The organism is Gaetbulibacter saemankumensis DSM 17032 (genome assembly GCF_000425645.1).
In the GTDB taxonomy this organism is placed as follows: domain Bacteria; phylum Bacteroidota; class Bacteroidia; order Flavobacteriales; family Flavobacteriaceae; genus Gaetbulibacter; species Gaetbulibacter saemankumensis.
The window spans coordinates 25,731-46,386 of the sequence record NZ_AUDV01000006.1; the positions used below are offsets into that span (position 1 = coordinate 25,731).

Annotated in this window: 13 protein-coding genes; 4 read left to right on the forward strand and 9 right to left on the reverse strand. The window is 34.4% G+C overall.

Features of this window, described 5'->3' with window-relative positions:
- Positions 1–33 precede the first annotated feature (33 nt).
- From H611_RS0102405 to H611_RS0102420, 4 genes are all read left to right on the forward strand, one after another.
- Entirely contained in the window at positions 34–954 is a 921-nt protein-coding gene (locus H611_RS0102405) for a DUF368 domain-containing protein (protein WP_027136847.1), read from the forward strand.
- Positions 954–1,970: a DUF368 domain-containing protein gene (locus H611_RS0102410; protein ID WP_027136848.1), complete on the forward strand. Its 1,017-nt coding sequence runs from the start codon at positions 954–956 to the stop codon at positions 1,968–1,970. Before H611_RS0102405 ends, H611_RS0102410 begins: the two co-directional genes overlap by 1 nt.
- Positions 1,963–2,700, forward strand: coding sequence for a shikimate dehydrogenase family protein (locus H611_RS0102415; protein WP_027136849.1), 738 nt, complete (start codon positions 1,963–1,965; stop codon positions 2,698–2,700). Before H611_RS0102410 ends, H611_RS0102415 begins: the two co-directional genes overlap by 8 nt.
- Before the next feature lie 131 nt (positions 2,701–2,831).
- Entirely contained in the window at positions 2,832–4,844 is a 2,013-nt protein-coding gene (locus tag H611_RS0102420) for a DUF349 domain-containing protein (protein ID WP_394330411.1), read from the forward strand.
- Positions 4,845–4,899: 55 nt separating this feature from the next.
- Here H611_RS0102420 and mqo read toward each other — a convergent pair whose 3' ends face one another.
- The 9 genes from mqo to H611_RS0102465 all read right to left on the reverse strand — a co-directional run bounded on the left by mqo (position 4,900) and on the right by H611_RS0102465 (position 20,654).
- The gene (gene mqo, locus H611_RS13840; protein WP_035483279.1) at positions 4,900–6,249 is read right to left on the reverse strand and encodes a malate dehydrogenase (quinone); all 1,350 of its coding nucleotides are present in this window, start codon (positions 6,247–6,249) and stop codon (positions 4,900–4,902) included.
- 202 nt (positions 6,250–6,451) lie between these two features.
- Complete coding sequence (locus H611_RS14415; RefSeq protein ID WP_051238693.1) at positions 6,452–9,706, reverse strand: Ig-like domain-containing protein; 3,255 nt, start codon at positions 9,704–9,706, stop codon at positions 6,452–6,454.
- A gap of 132 nt (positions 9,707–9,838) precedes the next feature.
- Positions 9,839–10,612, reverse strand: a complete 774-nt coding sequence (gene mazG / locus H611_RS0102435) for a nucleoside triphosphate pyrophosphohydrolase (RefSeq protein ID WP_027136851.1) — start codon at positions 10,610–10,612, stop codon at positions 9,839–9,841.
- A 109-nt stretch (positions 10,613–10,721) separates the two neighbouring features.
- Complete coding sequence (locus H611_RS0102440) at positions 10,722–12,989, reverse strand: aconitate hydratase (RefSeq protein ID WP_027136852.1); 2,268 nt, start codon at positions 12,987–12,989, stop codon at positions 10,722–10,724.
- Positions 12,990–13,212: 223 nt separating this feature from the next.
- Positions 13,213–16,005 (reverse strand): bifunctional aconitate hydratase 2/2-methylisocitrate dehydratase, encoded by a 2,793-nt coding sequence (locus tag H611_RS0102445; RefSeq protein ID WP_027136853.1) that lies wholly within the window; start codon positions 16,003–16,005, stop codon positions 13,213–13,215.
- A 269-nt stretch (positions 16,006–16,274) separates the two neighbouring features.
- Complete coding sequence (locus H611_RS14420; protein ID WP_084158126.1) at positions 16,275–17,417, reverse strand: acyltransferase family protein; 1,143 nt, start codon at positions 17,415–17,417, stop codon at positions 16,275–16,277.
- 10 nt (positions 17,418–17,427) lie between these two features.
- A complete protein-coding gene (locus H611_RS0102455; RefSeq protein ID WP_027136855.1) occupies positions 17,428–18,381 on the reverse strand; it encodes an AAA family ATPase in 954 nt (317 codons plus the stop codon).
- Positions 18,382–18,385: 4 nt separating this feature from the next.
- Positions 18,386–19,840: a peptidylprolyl isomerase gene (locus H611_RS0102460; RefSeq protein ID WP_027136856.1), complete on the reverse strand. Its 1,455-nt coding sequence runs from the start codon at positions 19,838–19,840 to the stop codon at positions 18,386–18,388.
- The gene (locus H611_RS0102465; protein ID WP_027136857.1) at positions 19,803–20,654 is read right to left on the reverse strand and encodes a hypothetical protein; all 852 of its coding nucleotides are present in this window, start codon (positions 20,652–20,654) and stop codon (positions 19,803–19,805) included. The genes H611_RS0102460 and H611_RS0102465 overlap by 38 nt, the downstream gene beginning before the upstream one ends.
- Between the last annotated feature and the right edge of the window lie 2 nt (positions 20,655–20,656).

Sequence of the window (20,656 nt, forward strand, 5' to 3'; positions counted from 1 at the left end):
TGCATACCTTTGAAATTCGTTTAAAAATAAGCTATGCAAAGACGTTTCTTAGATTACTTAATTATTTCATTTAAAGGCCTAGCTATGGGTGCTGCCGATGCCGTACCTGGTGTTTCAGGTGGTACTATTGCTTTTATTTCAGGTATTTACGAAGAACTTATTTCCACCATTAGTAATATAAAACCATCCTTATTAAAAACGCTATTTAAAGATGATATTTTGGCGTTTTGGAAAGCTGTTAATGGAAATTTTATTTTAGCCTTACTGACAGGTATAGTTATCAGTTATGTTTCCTTTATGAAATTGGCTAAATATTTATTAGAAAATCAGCCTGTTTTAATATGGTCCTTTTTCTTCGGACTGATTGTCGCGAGCATATATTTTGTTGGAAAACAAATAACAAAGTGGAATCTTTCGGTTATAATTGCGTTGATAGTGGGTGCTACGATAGCTTATTATGTTAGCATATTACCTCCAATGTCAAATAGCCACAATGACTACTTTTTATTTATAGCTGGAGCTATTGCCATCTGTGCGATGATTTTACCAGGTATTTCCGGATCATTTATACTTATTATTCTGGGTGCTTACAAAACGTTAAGTGACGCCATTCATGATATCGACATTAAAAAACTCGTTCTTTTCTTTTCTGGAGCTATTTTAGGATTATTAAGTTTTAGTCACCTCTTAAAGTGGCTATTTAAAAACTACCACAATACCACTTTAGCTATACTAACAGGATTCATTTTTGGATCGCTAAACAAAGTTTGGCCATGGAAAAAAACCTTAACCTGGCATACGAATTCAAAAGGACTAAAAACACCTCTATTAGAAGAAAGTGTTTCGCCTTTTAATTTTAATGGTGATAGTCAACTTGTATTTGCTCTAATCTTAATGATTCTAGGATTTTTAACTATTTTTATATTAGAAAAAGTAGGAAATAAAAAACAATAATGGAAAGTACCAGAACGCTAAAAGATAAAATTTTCCTTGTACTTAAAGGATTAGGAATGGGTGCAGCTAATAAAGTTCCCGGGGTATCTGGCGGGGTCGTTGCCTTCGTTGCTGGTTTTTACGAAGAGTTTATATATTCACTAAGAAAAGTAAACAGTAAAGCTTTTAAACTCCTTATTAATGGCAGATATAAAAGTTTTTATAACTACATAAACGGTCGATTTTTAGGACTACTTTTCTTTGGAATGATAATTAGTTATTTTAGTGTTTCCAAACTATTAGACTATTTAATTGAGCATTACGAACTGTATGTCTGGAGTGTTTTCTTCGGAATGATTCTTGGCTCAATTTACTATATAAATAAAGATTTTAAGGACTGGAATTATAAAACATATATTTCTCTTATTCTAGGTATTTTATCTGGGCTTAGCATTAGCTTTCTTAGTCCTGCCACTCAAAATGACAACCTTTGGTTTGTGTTTTTCTGTGGCATAATTAGTGTTTCTGGTATGACTCTCCCAGGGTTTTCAGGCTCGTTCATTCTTATTCTACTTGGTAATTATGTATTATTACTGGTCGATTCGGTTAACGCTCTTTTTGATACTTTTTATGAAATTATTGGAGGTGATTTTGGTTTTATTCAAAACACAGAACGTATAAGAATGCTTCAAGTGCTCGCCGTATTTACCCTAGGATCTGTTACGGGCTTAGTTACTTTTTCACATGCCTTAAGCTATATTCTAAAGCACTATAAAAGTATCACCTTATCTGCCATTATAGGATTTATTATAGGGTCATTGGGAGTCGTTTGGCCTTGGAAAGAAACTATTTTCAAAATGCAAAATGGTGAATTCATGCTTGATTCTACCGGCAAACCCATTATAGCAAATTACAAACGTTATATTCCCGAATTACACCAAGAGACTTATATGGCCATAGGTTTTATACTGCTAGGTATCCTCATTGTTCTCGGACTCGAATATTACGGACAAAAAACAAGAAAAATTAATGAATAAACTAGGACTTTTAGGACGAAACATATCGTATTCTTTTTCAAGAAATTACTTCAAACAAAAATTTGAGGATGAAAACATTCAAGATACTACTTATGAAAATTTTGATATTGAAAGTATTGATTTGTTGCCTTCCATTATAAAAAACACTCCTGAATTAAAAGGTCTTAATGTTACCATTCCATATAAAGAAGTGGTTATACCTTATTTAGATAAATTAAATAAAAAAGCGAAAGCCATCGGAGCCGTAAACACCATTAAGGTTACTAAAAAAGGCAAATTAGTTGGTTATAATACCGATTGCTACGGTTTTAAAAAATCTTTAAAACCTTTCTTAAAACCACATCATAAAAAGGCACTTATTTTAGGTACTGGTGGCGCAAGTAAAGCTGTGGCATTTACCTTAGATAGTCTAGGTATTGAATATCAATATGTTTCAAGAAAAGCTTCACAAACGGTGTCGCTAACCTATGATAATCTTTCCGAAATAATCATTAAAAACCATACCGTTATAATAAACTGCACCCCTGTGGGCACCTTCCCTAATATTGATGCTTGCCCTAATATTCCTTATAAATCACTCGGAGCAGAACACATCCTTTTCGATCTAATTTATAATCCTGAAGAAACTAAATTTCTGCGTTTAGGCAAAGCTCAAAAAGCTCAAACGATTAATGGTTACAAAATGCTCGTTTATCAAGCTGAAAAAGCATGGTCTATATGGAAAAAATAAATAGCACTAATTTCTTTTTATAACCTAGCAGCTTATACTTTATCAATTTACTTTGTAAATACTTTTCTTGTTAGTATCTTTAAACTCAAACAACAAACGTTACGAACCTTAACATTTAAAAAATGTCTGATATGAATGAACTAACAAACGCCGATGGGGAAGAAATTAAAAAAAACATTTCTGAATCTACAGGAGAAACGAATAGCCATACCCCCAATGATACTTCTGATGTTGATGCAACCAAAAATCATGAGGTCATTGCCTCTGAAACTTCGGCAAATGATTCCGTTCAAAGTGTTATTTCAAATGAAAACGAAGCCCAGCAAGATAAAAAAGATTCAGACGAGCACGATGAGGTTTTAAATGAAATTGATGAATCTAACGCCGAAGACGCGGAAGACGAAGGAAATAAAGAACGTCATACCATAGAAATGAAAGCCTATGACACTATGTCTTTAGAGGCTTTAGCAATAGAATTAGAGCGTCTGATAAAAAATGAAAAAGTTCAGGCTATAAAAAAACATGTTGAGAACATTAACAACGAATTTAAAGATAAATTTCAATCCCTTTTAGACGAGAAAAAAGAAGATTTTCTTAATGATGGTGGAAATGAAATTGATTTTTACTACTCTTCACCAGTTCAAAAACGCTACAAGGAAGCCTATCAGGAGTATCGTAAAAAACGTAACGAATATTACCAAAACATAGAGAGAAACTTAAAACAGAACCTTGCAGATAAGCTTGAAATTATTGAGGAATTGAAAGGACTTATCAATGTTGAAGAAAACATCAATACCACCTACAAACATTTTAAGGAATTACAAGAACGTTGGAGAAATACCGGCCCTATTCCAAGAGATAAATACAATAACGCATGGAATAGTTATCATCACCATGTAGAGATGTTTTACGATTTTCTCCATTTAAACCGCGATTTAAGAGATTTAGATTTCAAATATAATTTAGAAAAGAAATTAAAAATTATTGCGCGCGCAGAAGAACTAGCTCAGGATGATAATATCATGCGTGCCTTTAGAGAACTTCAGGAGCTACACAAAATGTGGAAAGAAGAACTCGGTCCGGTTGACAAAGCTTACCGTGAAGAAATCTGGGACAAATTCAAGGCTGCAACTAAAATTATTAATGATAAGCGCCAGTTATATTTCCAAGAAATCGATAAGGTATATGAGAAAAACCTGGAACGCAAACTTGAGATTATAGCCAATATTGAAGCCATAACTGCATTAGATACTAATTCCCATAATGCCTGGCAAAAGCGCATTAAGGAAATAGAAGCTTTAAGAAACGATTTTTTCAATGCAGGAAAAGTACCTCTTAAAGATAACGAACCTACTTGGGCAAAATTCAAAGAATCGGTTAGAACCTTCAATAGAAAGAAAAATGCCTTTTACAAAGGTCTTAAAAAAGAACAATACACCAATCTTCAAAAAAAATTAGAATTAATTAAAATTGCTGAAGACAATAAGGACAGTGACGATTTTGAAGCCACGACCCCTTTGATGAAGAAAATTCAGAGTGATTGGAAAAAAATAGGTCATGTACCTAGAAAAGATAGCGACAAAATATGGAAACGCTTTAAAGCCGCCTGTAATTTTTACTTTGACAAACTTCATGCTAAACGTAATGCAGCTAATAAAGAACATTTAGAGGCTTTCAATAAAAAAATAGCCTTATTAGATAAATTAAAAACTTTTAACGCCACCGGTAATAAAGAGGAAAATATTGAAGAAGTAAAAGAGTTTATTAACCAATGGAAAGAACTGGGCCGCGTACCAAACGATAAACGCTACATTGAAGGTAAATTTAATAAAGCTGTTGATGAAATCTTATCCAATTTAAAAATGGATAAAAATGAAGTGGAGATGATTAAGTTTGAAAATAAACTGGAACATATCGATACTTCAGAAGATAACAGAGATCTTGACCATGAGCGTTCTTTTATTCGTAAAAAAATTGACGAAGTTAAAAGTCAGATAAATCAATTAGAAAACAATCTGCAATTTTTCACCAATGTTGATGATGACAATCCGCTTGTTAAAGAAGTACACAACAACATTAAGACCCATAAGGAATCTTTAAAGCTTTGGAAAAATAAGCTTAAAAAAATAAAAGAACTTTACTAATAACAAAAAATGCGGTTGAAATCAACCGCATTTTTTTATTTATCGCTTTAATGTTTTAAAAACATTTATTAACCACTTCTTTCATTACTGAATACGAGGTAGAAGCTCCTGGTGAAGCTCCTAATAATGCGGCAATGGTTTTATCTTTCGATACAATAATTTCAGTACCAAATTCTAATTTACCAAATCCTTTTTTGTTTCGCTTTATAATTTGAACCCGTTGTCCTGCAATTTCAATTTTCCAATCATCGTCATTCGCTTCCGGATAAAACTCTCTTAGCAGTTCCATGCGATCTTTAAACTTTAAACTTACCTGTTTAATTAAGTACTTAACTAATGGTAAATTTTGATACCCCGCCCCTAAGAGACTTAATATATTGTCGAACTCCACAGATCGAGGTAAGTCGAACATAGAGCCATGTTTTAAAAACTTGGTTGTAAATCCTGCAAATGGACCAAACAACAACTCTTTACGTCCATTAATCATTCGCGTATCCATATGAGGTACTGACATTGGTGGCGATCCTTTTTTAGCTTTACCATACACTTTGGCTTGATGTTTTTCAATTACTTCAGGGTTAGTACAACGTAACCACAATCCGCTAATTGGAAAACCTCCATAGCCTTTAGCTTCATCAATGTTAGACTTTTCTAACAAAGGTAAAGCACCTCCTCCTGTACCAATAAACACATAATTCGTTACAATTTTCCATTGTTTACCAACTTGATTCCCCTTAACTGATAACAACCAACGTTTATTATCGGTTTGCTGTAAGTTATAAACACTACTATGCTTAATTAACTGTACATTTTCCTGACTTTCTAAAAATCTAAAAAGCTGTTCAGTAATTTCGCCAAAATTAACATCATAACCATTATGATAATAGGTTGCTGCAATAGTTTGCTTTTTGCTACGCCCCTCCATCATTAAAGGAATCCATTTTTTTATTTCATCGAAATCTTTAGAAAATACCATATCCTTAAAATGAGGTATTTCTTTTAGTGCGTTCCAGCGTTTTTCTAAAAATTCAACATTACGTTTTCCCTCAACAAAGCTAACATGAGGAACCTCATTGATACACTTAGATAAATTCTTAATATAGCCCTTTTCAGCACAATCCTTCCAAAACGCGAAAGTTTCATTAAATTGATTAGCGATATCAAGAGCTTTAGTTGTATCGATAGCACCCCGTTTTTCTGGTGTGTAATTTAATTCACAATTACCAGCATGCCCAGTTCCTGCATTATTCCAGGCTTCAGAACTCTCTTCAGCTACCTTAGGTAACTTCTCAATAATTGTAATTTTCTTCTTAGGAAATTTTTCTAAAAGTAGAATTGCCAGTGTGGCACTCATAATTCCTCCTCCAACTAATACGAATTCAGAATGTTTAATTGTTTTTGCCATTTTTTGAAACCTTGTTTCATTTAAAATTGCGTGTAAAGATAAATCTTTATTAAAAATTTAAAATTCTTAAAGCATAATATTTTTAATTTTTAGAATAAAATCAATAAACAGGCTTATAATAAAAAATATTCAAATAAAGATTTACTAACAATGAATTATGTGAAAATTGCTTATTAAGCACTGTTGGCGCTTTAAAATAGATCTATCTTACGAGACTAAAATGCCCCTTATGCGTAGTAATTTTCCCTGAAACTTCAACCAATTCTATAAAAAACCAATAATCTGAATTAGGTAAATAATCGCCATTAAATGTACCGTCCCAAATACCATTCTTGGCTCCAATTTGCTTTATTAATTTACCGTATCGATCATATATACTTACTTTTGACGCATTTGTGTACTTCTCACCTAACCCCTGAACCATCCAATAATCATTAAATCCATCGGCGTTGGGCGTAAAATATTTAGGGAAACCAAGTATAAAAACATTAATGGAAGTAATACCACAACCATTCTTATCTCTTATAAAAATAATATGTTCACCAGCACCAACTTCATTAAAAAAAGGCTGATTCTGATATGGCCCAGATTCATCATCTAATGAAAACTCATAATCACCAATACCAAGATTATTATTCGAATTATTAATTTCGATACTGTTATTGTTAGAGAGTTCTACTACCGTAATATCTTCGGAATTGACTTTTGCTATAGCCGATTCCACTACCGAGAAAGAGACCGGAAACGATTCACAATTTTCGTTAGATGTAGCAATTACAGTATATAAACCACCTGACAAAACCTCTGCATACGGCAAAACACTTACCACATCTCCCTGAATATTAGTCCACTTATAAGTATAAGTTCCTTTAGGATTAAATGTTGTTAATATAATAGGGTTATTATCTAGGCAATAAATAGCCGAATTATCAACCTCAAATTCAGGTCTTGGATGAACTGTTAAAACCAAATGAGGTCCTATACCATAACATTCACCATTGTCATTACTTTCAACGCGCACATATAAGATCTGGGTATATGGATCCTTATTAGAATACACATCTGTAGAGACAATTTCATTCAATTCAAGTTGAGCATCCATCAGAGTTTCAAAATAATGTACACTTAAATTTTGACCTGCAGGAAATTGATTTATAAATGATGCTGTTTTCTGATTTAAATCGAAGACTGAAAAACCATCATTTGTTATGTCATCATCACAGGTTTGTAATTCCTCAAAATAAGATTGCGGAAAAGAGGTTGTTGAAACTTGCAAATTTACAACCGAGATTCGAAAACACCCAGATTCATTTTCAACACGTGCATATACCTTTGAGGCCGTTTTATTATTAAATATATTACTTAATGCCAATATAGCCGATTCGGCATCAGCATGGGATATATGATAACTAATGGTTAAATTTTCTGTACTATTAAATGTCATAAGTTCATCAGCTTCATTCAAACTAAAATCGGTAAACCCATCCGGCAGCCCATCTTCATCACAATTTTTTAAAATTACGATAGGTCGAGTAATAGGCAAAGCATTTACCTTAAGTTCAAAAGACGTATCCGTAAAACATAAACTGTTTTGAATATTCTCAATTCGAACATACAGTATTTGACCATTCTGAATAGTATTTACAAAAGATGTCGGCAGCGTATTAATAGGATTTAAATAGGATGAATCTGTATAATATTGAAATTTAAAATCGGATGCTAATTTACCATTTAACAAATCTGATTCTAATAGCGTTAAATCGAATTCCGTATAACCATTTGTATCATCTCCATCCAATAAGCTATCGCAGGCTTCAAGCAGTAAGTTATTATTGGCTGATGATAGAACTACAGTTTCGCTTATATGCACAGTAACTAGAGTTCTTTCAAAACTTTCACAACCATTTATAGTCTGTGATGCATAATATGTAGTGTTATCAACTAAAAGTTCATCTGACCCCAAAGGAATAACTTCCGTACTGCTCGCATACCATTTAATTGAACTTCCAGAAATATTAATATTTGAAATAGTTGCTGCTTCTATATCACAAAAAGACTGGACAGCTATAGCTATAGGCTTAGGCGTCTGCTGAACGGTTACCGTTAAAGGTGTTCTTGCCGATGAAACACAACCATTAAAAACTGCCTCCGCATAATAAGTTGTTGTTGCATTAAGAACTGGAGTTTCAAAAGTTGATCCTGATCCCACAGATGTACCACCTGTAGAAGTTTCATACCAAAATACTTGTCCCTGTGAGGCCCGAGCAATTAAGGTTCCAGTTCCAGAATCACAAATCAAATCTTCGGTTATAGCATCAATGGTAGGTATGGGTTTTACAGTAGCCGTAACCGCCACACGAGAACCTTCAAAACATCCATTTATTGAAGCTAATGCATAATAAGTCGTGGTTTGAGTTAATATTGGTGTTGTAAAATTTTCACCATTATATAAAGCCGACCCTCCTGTAGCAGCATCAAACCAAATAACCTCTCCTGTTAATGGTATAGCTTCTAAATCAACCGTTCCACTACCACAAATTATATTTCCATTGGAAGACACTATTTTAGTCGTATAAATACTTGTACTTGCGGCTATATTAATCTCGGGGTCATCCAGCATACCTCCATACTCGACCACATATCCCTTGGGGTGATAAGGCCCAGAAGGATCACCATTATTGCGAAGATCATTCCATGCTCCGGGAATTCCTATTGATGGGTCTGTAATATGCAAGTAATCTTCACCTCCATTAACATTATTAGGTTCATTATAATTCCAATTGGCATAAGTTGGTGTTGAACCATTAACTGATCCATTCCAAAAAACCTCGCCAGCCTCAGGTCCTGTTACCCATTTCCAAACACCTTCCGTCTCTACATCGGTACCTCCTAACCAACCAGCACCTGAGGCTTGTTCTCCAACAAGTTGAGCTTCTTCAGGATATATAATTGTAGCCAAATATCCTTGTAAACCAAAATAAGTTTTTAACTCAGCCGCATCTTTGGCTTCAGACCAGCTTATACCATATTCAGCTACATACTCATAATAATGCCCTGTTTTAGGCAAATAATTAGCATCGCCAATGGTAATGGAAAATGATTTATCGGTAGGATTATTGCTGGAACTTTTAAAAACAACATCCTTGATAGCAGCAATAAATTCGGTATAAGCTACCTGGTCTCCATTCACTCCCTGTAATGTAAGTTTTCCTTCTTGAATATCCCATATAGTTGATATTAAGGGATGTGTCCCTAATAAGGTCAAGCTATCTTCATTAGGAACATATCCCGTTGATATTTGAATATAAAACGCTGCAATTTCAGAATCGTCTGGATCAAAAACTGTAAAATCTTCAACTATATGAATCTGACTTTTTGGGCAATATGCCTGATTCCCAATAGCCGTTAAGGTTGGCGCTATATTTTGAGCACAAATAAATGTTAACCAAAAAAACATGAAAAGGATAAAAACTAAAATCCTTCTATTTAAATAATACATATTGTGCTCTAATTTTTAATAAAAGAACACAATATAAATCAATTAATTGACACTTTTTCGATACGTCTATTAAAGACTTCGATTAAAAAGCTATAATTTCTTTGCCTCTTCCCAAAACACATCCATTTCTGCCAATGTCATTTCCTTTAAAGGTCGATTCATAGCTCGCGCTTTTGACTCAAGATATTTAAAACGCTGTGAAAATTTTTTATTGGTACGCTCTAAAGCATTCTCCGGATTTACATCTAAAAATCGAGCGTAATTAACCATTGAAAATAATACGTCACCATATTCGCTTTCAATAGCATCTTTATCTCCTTTGGCTATTTCGGCTTTAAGTTCTGTTAACTCTTCTTCTACTTTTTCCCAAACCTGATATGGTTCTTCCCAATCAAAACCAACACCTGCTACCTTTTCCTGAATTCTATTGGCTTTTACTAAAGCAGGCAAACTGTTAGGCACACCTTCCAATACGCTCTTTTTACCTTCTTTTAGCTTTAAATTCTCCCAATTTCTTTTAACATCCTCTTCATTCTCAACCTTCACATCACCGTAAATATGAGGATGTCTACTAATTAGTTTATCACATATACCATTGCACACGTCCGCTATATCGAAATCGTCCGTTTCACTCCCTATTTTTGAATAAAAAACTATATGCAGTAATACATCGCCTAACTCCTTCTTAACCTCCTCCAAATCTTTATCTAAAATAGCATCACCTAACTCATACGTTTCTTCAATAGTTAAATGACGTAAAGTTTCCATTGTTTGTTTTTTATCCCAAGGACACTGTGCTCTTAACTCATCCATAATGGTTAATAATCTATCAAATGCTTTTAATTGCTCTGCTCTTGTATTCATAAAAGATTGTTTTGGATAAAAATACTATTCTGTTACGTTTAAAAATAAATATCAAACAAAAAATCCAGCACTTTTGCTGGATTTTTATATCTCTATAATTTTAAAAAAATTATGCGTTTTGTGCTGCTATAAGATTTAATGCCGATCCTGCCTTATACCAGGCTATTTGAGCGTTGTTATAAGTGTGATTTAATTTAATAATGTCTTTACTTCCATCAGCATGAACAACTTCTAACATTAAAGGTTTATCGGGAGCAAACTGATTCAAATCTAAAAAGTTAAACGTGTCGTCTTCCTGAATTAAATCGTAGTCCGATTCATTATCAAAAGTCAACCCTAACATGCCTTGTTTTTTAAGGTTAGTTTCATGAATACGAGCAAACGATTTCACAATAACAGCAGCAACACCCAAGTGTCTTGGTTCCATCGCCGCATGCTCTCTGGAAGAGCCTTCGCCATAGTTATGATCTCCAACCACTACCGTTTTGATGCCTTCTTTTTTATACTGACGTTGCACATCCGGCACCCCACCATACTCTCCTGTTAATTGATTTTTAACAAAGTTTGTTTTTTGATTATAGGCATTCACCGCACCTATTAAACAGTTATTCGAAATATTATCTAAATGACCACGGAAACGTAGCCAGGGTCCTGCCATACTAATATGGTCGGTGGTACATTTACCAAATGCTTTAATTAATAATTTAGCTCCTGTAATAGTATCGCCTAATGGTTCGAATGGCGTTAATAATTGCAATCTTTCTGAATCATCAGCTACTTTTACCTGCACATGACTACCATCTTCTTCTGGTGCCAAATAACCATTATCTTTTACTTCAAACCCTTTAGGTGGAAGTTCCCACCCTGTAGGCTCATCGAACATGACCTCTTCTCCATTTTCATTGATTAATTTATCGGTCATCGGATTAAAGTCCAAACGACCTGAAATCGCTATTGCCGCTGTTAACTCTGGTGAAGCCACAAAAGCATGGGTGTTAGGATTTCCATCGGCACGCTTCGCGAAATTTCTATTGAAGGAATGCACTATGCTATTTTTCGGTGCATTCTTTGGGTCACTATACCGAGCCCACTGACCAATACAGGGTCCACAGGCATTGGTAAATATTTTAGCATCTAATTTCTCGAAAACAGCCAAAATACCATCACGCTCGGCCGTATAACGAACTTGTTCTGATCCTGGGTTAATACCTAATTCAGATTTCATTTTCAAGCCTTTGTCTATGGCTTGTTGCGCTATAGATGAAGCTCTTGACAGATCTTCATAAGATGAATTTGTACAAGACCCTATTAAGCCCCATTCTACAACTAAAGGCCAATCGTTAGCTTGCGCTTTCTCAGTCATTTCTTTACCCGCTGGTGTTGATAAATCGGGAGTAAACGGCCCATTCAATAAGGGATTTAATTCTGAAAGGTTTATTTCTATTACCTGATCGAAATATTGTTCTGGATTTGCATAAACCTCTGGATCAGCTGTTAAGTATTCTTTTACTTTATTTGCTGCATCAGCTACATCAGCTCTTTCTGTAGAACGTAAGTAACGTTCCATGGACTCATCATAGCCAAAGGTTGAAGTTGTCGCACCAATTTCGGCTCCCATATTACAAATCGTTCCTTTACCTGTACAAGACATCGCTGTCGCTCCAGGTCCAAAATATTCAACAATGGCTCCTGTACCACCTTTAACAGTAAGAATTTCAGCAACTTTTAAAATCACGTCTTTTGGAGCGGTCCATCCGGATAGTTCTCCGGTTAATTTAACTCCTATTAATTTGGGAAATTTTAATTCCCAAGCCATACCTGCCATAACATCGACCGCATCTGCTCCTCCAACTCCAATGGCAACCATTCCTAATCCTCCGGCATTCACCGTATGCGAATCGGTACCGATCATCATGCCTCCTGGGAATGCATAATTTTCTAAAACTACTTGATGAATGATTCCTGCTCCAGGTTTCCAGAAACCGATACCGTATTTATTAGAAACGGACTCCAAAAAATTAAAAACCTCACTGCTGACACTATTTGCGTGTTTTAAATCGGCAGCTGCCCCGTCTTTAGCTTGAATTAAGTGATCGCAATGTACAGTTGTAGGTACGGCAACTTTCGCTTTACCAGCTTGCATAAACTGTAATAAAGCCATCTGAGCTGTTGCATCCTGACATGCAATTCTATCTGGCGCAAAATCGACATAGTCTTTACCTCTTACAAAAGCCTTTGTTGGCGTTCCGTCCCACAAGTGATTATATAATATTTTTTCAGAGAGCGTCAACGGTTTTCCTACAACTTCACGAGCCTTATCAACGTTTTCTGCCATTTTGGTGTAAACACCTTTAATCATCTCAATATCAAATGCCATATAATATACTTTTTTATAAATTTATATATCTCCTAAATTTATTAAAAAAATACGATAATAGCCACCAATTAACTAAACTTAAACATTTATTATACGCACAATTGGTTAAATACCATATCCTATGTAATATGATACGACAAAAAAATAAAGAGCCCGAATTTACATTCGGACTCTTTATTAAATAAAATTCAGACTATCTTAAATATGGATACTCTAATATGTTTTAAAGCGCTACAGCTTCAGTATTTAATTGCTTTTGAGAAGGCTTAAATCTTGTTAAAACAATACCATCTACTGCTGATTCGTATTCTTCCATAGTTGGTGTTCTACCTAAAATAGTAGATAATACTACCACAGGAGTTGAAGATAATAAGGACTCACCTTTTTTCTCACCAGAATCCTTTACAACACGCCCTTGGAATAAACGTGTAGACGTAGCCATTACAGTATCACCTGGCTCCGCTTTTTCTTGATTCCCCATACATAGGTTACATCCTGGACGCTCAAGGTATAACATATTCTCATATTTTGTGCGTGCTAAACCTTTTGGTGCATTATCATCAAACTCAAACCCTGAGTATTTTTGTAACACTTCCCAGTCACCTTCTACTTTCAACTCATCAACAATATTATAAGTTGGAGGTGCCACTACTAAAGGAGCATTAAACTCTACCTTACCCTGTTTCGCTTCGATGTTCTTTAACATTTGAGCTAATATTTTCATATCACCTTTATGAACCATACAAGAACCAACAAATCCTAAGTCTACTTTTTTAGTACCTCCGTAAAAAGATAATGGTCTAATTGTATCATGGGTATAACGTTTAGAAACATCTTCGTTGTTTACATCCGGATCGGCAATCATTGGTTCAGCAATTTCATCTAGATCAATAACGACTTCGGCATAGTATTTCGCATTGGCATCTGGTCTTAAAGCCGGTTTTTCTCCAGTTTTAATTTCTTGAATACGCTTATTCGCTTTGTCTACTAATCCTTTAAGTACTTGCTTTTCGTTATCCATACCTTTACCTATCATGATTTGGATACGGTCTCTAGCAATTTCTAATGATTCAATTAAAGTCTCGTCTTCTGAAATACAGATAGAAGCTTTCGCTTTCATTTCTGCCGTCCAATCTGTAAATGTAAAGGCTTGATCGGATGTTAAAGTACCAATATGAACTTCAATAATCCTTCCTTGGAATACATTTTCACCACCAAACTGCTTTAACATTTGTTGTTGCGTAGCATGCACGACATCACGGAAGTCCATGAAACTTCTCATTTCACCTTTGAAAGTAACTTTAACCGATTCTGGAATTGGCATGGTTGCTTCACCTGTTGCTAAAGCTAATGCTACGGTTCCTGAATCTGCTCCAAAAGCAACTCCTTTTGACATACGCGTATGAGAATCGCCCCCAATAATAATGGCCCAATCGTCGATTGTAATATCATTAAGAACTTTATGAATTACATCGGTCATTGCGTGATACTCTCCTTTAGGATCACGAGCTGTAATTAATCCAAAGTCGTTCATAAACTTCATTAACTTTGGAATATTCGCTTTAGATTTATCATCCCAAACCGAAGCTGTATGACAACCGGATTGGTAAGCTCCATCAACAATTGGTGAAATTACTGTAGCTGCCATGGCTTCTAACTCCTGAGAAGTCATAAGTCCTGTAGTATCCTGAGACCCTACAATATTAACTTCAACACGCACATCTGAACCAGCATGCAATGTTTTACCTGGCGTTGTTCCTACGGCATTTTTATTAAATATTTTTTCAACGGCAGTTAATCCCTGTCCTTCAACAGAAATTTCTTTTGAAGGCGCATAAACCACAGGCGCTTCAACACCCAATACTTTAGCAGCAAAAGTTTGCAATTTCTTACCGAATACCACGGCATAAGAACCACCAGCTTTAATAAACTCCATTTTCTGTGGAGTTAGCGATGCAGATATATCGATTAACTCTTGGTCTCCGTTATATAATTTTTTTGTTTTTGTATTAATGGTCAATACCGTACCAGTTTCTACCGAATATGCTTGCTCTAATACCGCATCTCCATTTTCATCAACAATAGTATTTCCTTCAGCATCTTGTTTCTTCACCCAATTCTTAAGGTCTATACCAATACCACCTGTTACACCTACTGTCGTTAAGAAAATTGGAGAAATACCGTTAGTTCCGGCAATAATCGGAGCAATATTAATAAACGGAACGTATGGGCTTGCCTGAACACCAGTCCATAAAGCAACGTTATTAACACCTGACATTCTTGAAGAACCAACTCCCATGGTACCCTTCTCAGCAATTAACATAACACGCTTATCTGGGTGTTGTGTCTTTAACTCAGAAAGATCATTTTGCATATCTTTATTATGTTCGAAGATACACTGCCCGTGTAATTCACGATCTGATCTAGAGTGTGCATCGGCACCTGGAGACAATAAATCGGTAGAAATATCACCTGTCCCAGCAATAAACGTAACGATTTTAATTTCTTCTTCTACTTCTGGAAGTTTAGTAAAGAATTCGGCATTTGCATAGCTTTCAATTAACTCTTTAGCTATGTCGTTACCTGCTTTATATGCTTCTTCTAAACGTGCCGTATCAGCATCATATAAAAATACTTGTGTTTTTAATACTTCCGCTGCCTGCTTAGCAACAGATTCATCATTACTTAAAGCTAAATCTAAAAGCACTTCAACAGAAGGCCCTCCTTTCATATGCGATAATAATTCGAAAGCAAATGTTGGGGTTATTTCTGCAACTACAGCATTACCAATGATAATATCTTTTAAAAATTTCGCCTTAATACCAGCAGCGCCAGTTGTTCCTGGAACCACATTATAGATAAAGAATTTAAGAGAATCTTCTCTGTGAGCATTTTCTAAATCTTTAATTTGATTAATGATTTCCGATATTAATTCGGCATCTTCAATAGGCTTAGGGTGTAAACCTTGCGCTTTTCTTTCTTCGATTTCCTTGATGTAATCGTTGTAAATATTCATATTAAAAGTCATTTCATTTTTTATAGGCTTCTTGAACACACCAATTCTATTTTGTTATTAATCGATTACAGAATTGGTAATTATTCCTAAAAGCCGCTTATATAGTTTTTTCAGCCTAGCAAAAGTACTGAATTAAAGCAAAGATTTAAAAATAAAATAATGATTAGCTCAGGACATAATATTAAATTACTATTGTACTATAATTATGTTATTTAGCTTAAAGTTTTCCAAAGAAATACAATAAAAAAATCATGATTTGACAACTAAATTCAACTAAATTTTGCTTTGAAAAATGATTTATCCCTTAAATTGGTCATTGGCTTTTCAAAATACCGATATAATCCTTTACTTAAATACACTGTTAATAAGCAATAAATAAGTAACGCCATTATTCTAATCAAAATTGAATCACTACAAAATCCCATAAAATACTTAATACTTAATAAAACAACCGAATAATTTAAAAGGTACATCGCATACGAAAGAACACTTAATTCAGTCACTAATTTTTCTACCTGTTTATTAGTAGTAATTGTTATTGCATAAGGGAAAAACAACAGTAAATTTAGAGATAGTAAAGGCAAATAAATAACATTGAAAAACAACCTGGAATTTACAGGAGTCATATTTGTTGAAAATATTAATAAATGCACCCCTAGAAAAAGTAATATCCCAGTCCAGAAAAACACCTTATTAAACTGTCTAAATACAGCTTCCTTAATATTCATAATATAAACAAATATAAATCCATAATAAATACTATCCATTCGGTAAATGACAATCTTTCTTAATGATTTACTCCACGTTTCAACAGAATCGATAGAATGACTCAAATGGAACTGATACCGCAATAAGACTGATATTATTATAACAAGAAGAGAACTAATTAAAAACAATTTTGTCTTAGATGCCTTTTTAGCAATAAGAATACTTAAAAACATTAGCAAAGGACCAATAATATAAGCGTACTCTTCGATTGACAAACTCCAGGATTCCGTGTAGAAGTCAGGTTGAGGAGTCCAAAAATTTTGTAGAAACAGAAAATAAAGCTTTAGACCTTCAATTATTTCACCTGAAAACAAATAAAACAAAATAACATTTAAAATAAGGACCAAAAAATAATTCGGCAAGGTTCTAAACCACCGTCTTATCCAGAAATACATAAAATCTTTAAAACGAGTTTTACCTAATTTTAATTGTTTTAAAATAATGCTTCCTATAAGAAAACCACTGAGCACAAAAAACAAATCAACTCCAACGGTTCCCAAAAATCGAATCCCGGTGAGAACAAGATTATTTTCTTTTGGAAACACCAGCAAAGTAGCATGTGATAAAAGCACTAATAGAATCGCCAATGCCCTAATAGCATCTAATCCAAAATTCCTATGCTTATAATCTATTGAAATAGATATTTTTTTAGAATTAAAATAAACTCTTTATAATCTGGTCTTCGGTAACACCTTCTGCTTCAGCTTTATAATTTTTTATTATTCGGTGTCTTAAAATACTGTAAGCAACTGCCTGAACATCTTCGGCATCTGGAGAAAACTTACCATGAATAGCTGCATGCGTTTTCGCCGCTAATATTAAATTCTGAGACGCTCTAGGTCCTGCTCCCCAATCGATATAGGTTTTAACCAAATCTGCAGTAGTGTCTCCATTTGGTCTTGTCTTACTAACCATTGACACAGCATATTCTATGACATTATCGGCAACAGGTATGCGTCTTATTAAATGTTGAAAATCTACAATTTCTTTCGCAGAAAATAACGGATTAACCTTTTTAGATACATCCGATGTTGTTGCTTTTACCACCTCCACTTCTTCCTGAAATGAGGGATAATCCAGATTAATAGCAAACATAAATCGGTCAAGTTGTGCTTCAGGCAAAGGATAAGTTCCTTCCTGTTCAATTGGATTTTGTGTTGCTAATACAAAATATGGTAAGTCCAATTTATAATGATGTCCCGCTACTGTAACCGCACGCTCCTGCATAGCTTCTAATAACGCAGCCTGTGTTTTAGGAGGGGTACGATTTATTTCATCGGCTAAAATAATATTGGAAAAAATCGGGCCTTTAATAAATTTAAAGTGTCTGTCTTCATCTAATATTTCACTCCCTAAAATATCGCTAGGCATTAAATCGGGCGTAAACTGAATGCGTTTAAAATCCAGACCAAGGGCCTGCGCAATGGTGTTTACCATTAAAGTTTTAGCTAAACCTGGCACCCCTATTAATAAGGAATGGCCTCCCGAAAAAATGGAAATAAGTATTTGATCGATTACTGCATCCTGACCAACAATAATTCTGGCTATTTCGTTTTTTAAGTCTTTATATTTTTTTACAAACTTTTCGATTGCAGCAACGTCTGACATACACTTATTTTTTTAACCAGTTATTAGAAAAATCACAATCTCTATAATCACCACTAATTTTTATATAGGTATCCTTAATTTTATCTTCCTGCCACTTAGCAATGGTATTTATCTTCTTTTCATCTAAAGCCAATTCTTTAATCTTTAAATAATCACGTGCATAATCTGCTTCATGCTCATCGACTCTATCAGTAACCATTAAAATTTTATACTTGGTATTACCTGTTCTATCTTGCTCTCGTAGTACCAAACTAACTTCATTATCTTTTAAATTTTGAATCTGAGCATACAATTCTGGATCCATTCTGGTTAATTCAAAATTATAATCCTGTGTTTGGGGATTAATTAACTGGCCTCCTTCAGCTCTGGTTTCTTTTTCATCACTCGCTTCTCTAGCCGCATCCGCAAATGAAATCTCCCCTGCTACAATACGCTCTCTAACTTTCTCTAAACGCTCTTTTGCTTCATTTATAGCTTCAACCGACACCTTAGGCGTTAATAATATATGAGCTATATCGTATTCTTGTCCACGAATTTTTTCGCAATAAATAATATGATATCCAAAATCGGTTTTAAATGGTTCTGAAATTTCGCCTTCCTGTAATGCAAAAGCTACCTGTCTGAATTCTTTAACCATTCTTGGTTGTTTTCTATTTAAGGTATATTTCCCTCCTTTACTTGCTGATCCTGGATCTTCGGAATACAATACAGCTTTAGAACGGAAACTTGCGCCATTCTCAATAATATCTGCCTTAAATTCTTTTAAGCGGTTAATAACTCGCTGACGCTCTTCATCAGAAACCTTAGGCTCTGCTACAATTTGAGCTACTTTTAACTCTGTACCAAAGGTTGGTCGTTGCTCTTTTGGGATTTTATCAAAAAACTGACGCACCTCTTCAGGCGTAATTTCTACTTCTTCTATAATCTTAGCTTGCATCTTCTGTGCCAACTGGTTCGCTTTATTTATTTCGAACATTTCCTCTCTAAAGCTCGCCTCATCATCCTTTTTGTAGAATTCTAATAAACGCTCCATCGAACCATTGGTTTGTTGTAAAAACTGCTGAATTTGATAATCTACATTCTGACGAATTTCAGCATCAGAAACCACAATACTATCTTGAATCGCAGCATGCGCATATAATTTATCTTCTAGCAACTTACCAAACAACTCACAACGTTTAATGTCTTTGGTGTTTACACCCTGTGCCTGCAGTTGTAAATAAGATTTATCGACATCAGACTCCAAAATGATATAATCACCAACTACAGCAGCCACACCATCGACCTTCTTTATATTTTGTACCGAAGTTTCTACAGGCTTCTCTACGGCTACTGTTTCCTCTTCTTCTTTTATTACTTCCTGAGCCGAAATAATATGTACACTGAAAAGTGCAATTCCTAATAAAAATGTGTGTTTCAAATTATTTAAAAGTTTCAAATTGTTTGTTTTTAATTGCATCTTTTATGATATCTTTTTCTAATTCTCTAATGAGTTCCAGCTTTCGTTTATTAATAACAATCTGGTCTATAGTGGGTTTTACATACTCTAAAGGGGCCGTATCGTTACGCAACAAAACATCATTAATTTTCATCAAATATACTCCTAATGAATCTTTGAGCTCAATAAAATTGGTTTTTTTTAACAGTTCCCCTTTGTTTTCAGCAGTTATCACCGGAATTTTATCAACCGCTTGACTTAACCGTATCCAGATAGAGTCGTTTAGAGAATAGGATTTAAATTGAATGGCAATAGAATCTAACTCACGCTTATCTGCTTCATTAAAGCGCTTAAACTTTTTTTCAATTTCATTAAAATCCAATATTTTTTCGCTCACGTTAATGTATCGAAATTTAATAAGTTCTTCATTAAGTTTAAAAACATCCTTGTTAGCTTCATAATACTCTTGAGCTTCTTCGATAGACACATCGGTATTTACACTTCGGCTTACCAAAGCTTCAATATAGGATTTTGAATATAAATCGTTTTTATATTGCTGAACCAACTTATCAAAATCCTGTTGTTCTTTTTCGCTTAAATTTAACTTAGCCCCTTGTACAAACAACTGTTCTTTGGCCCAATTCTCAATATAATTCTGAACTAAAAGCGTACTATCTTCAGAAGATAAGCTCTGTGTTAACAACCCTTTTACCTCATCAAAATATAGATAGGTATCATTAACACGTGCTATAGGTTTTCGATCTACATCCTTTTTAAAAAAATGGCATGACGTGCAAAACACCAATAAAACAACTATTCCAACTCTCAACTGCACTA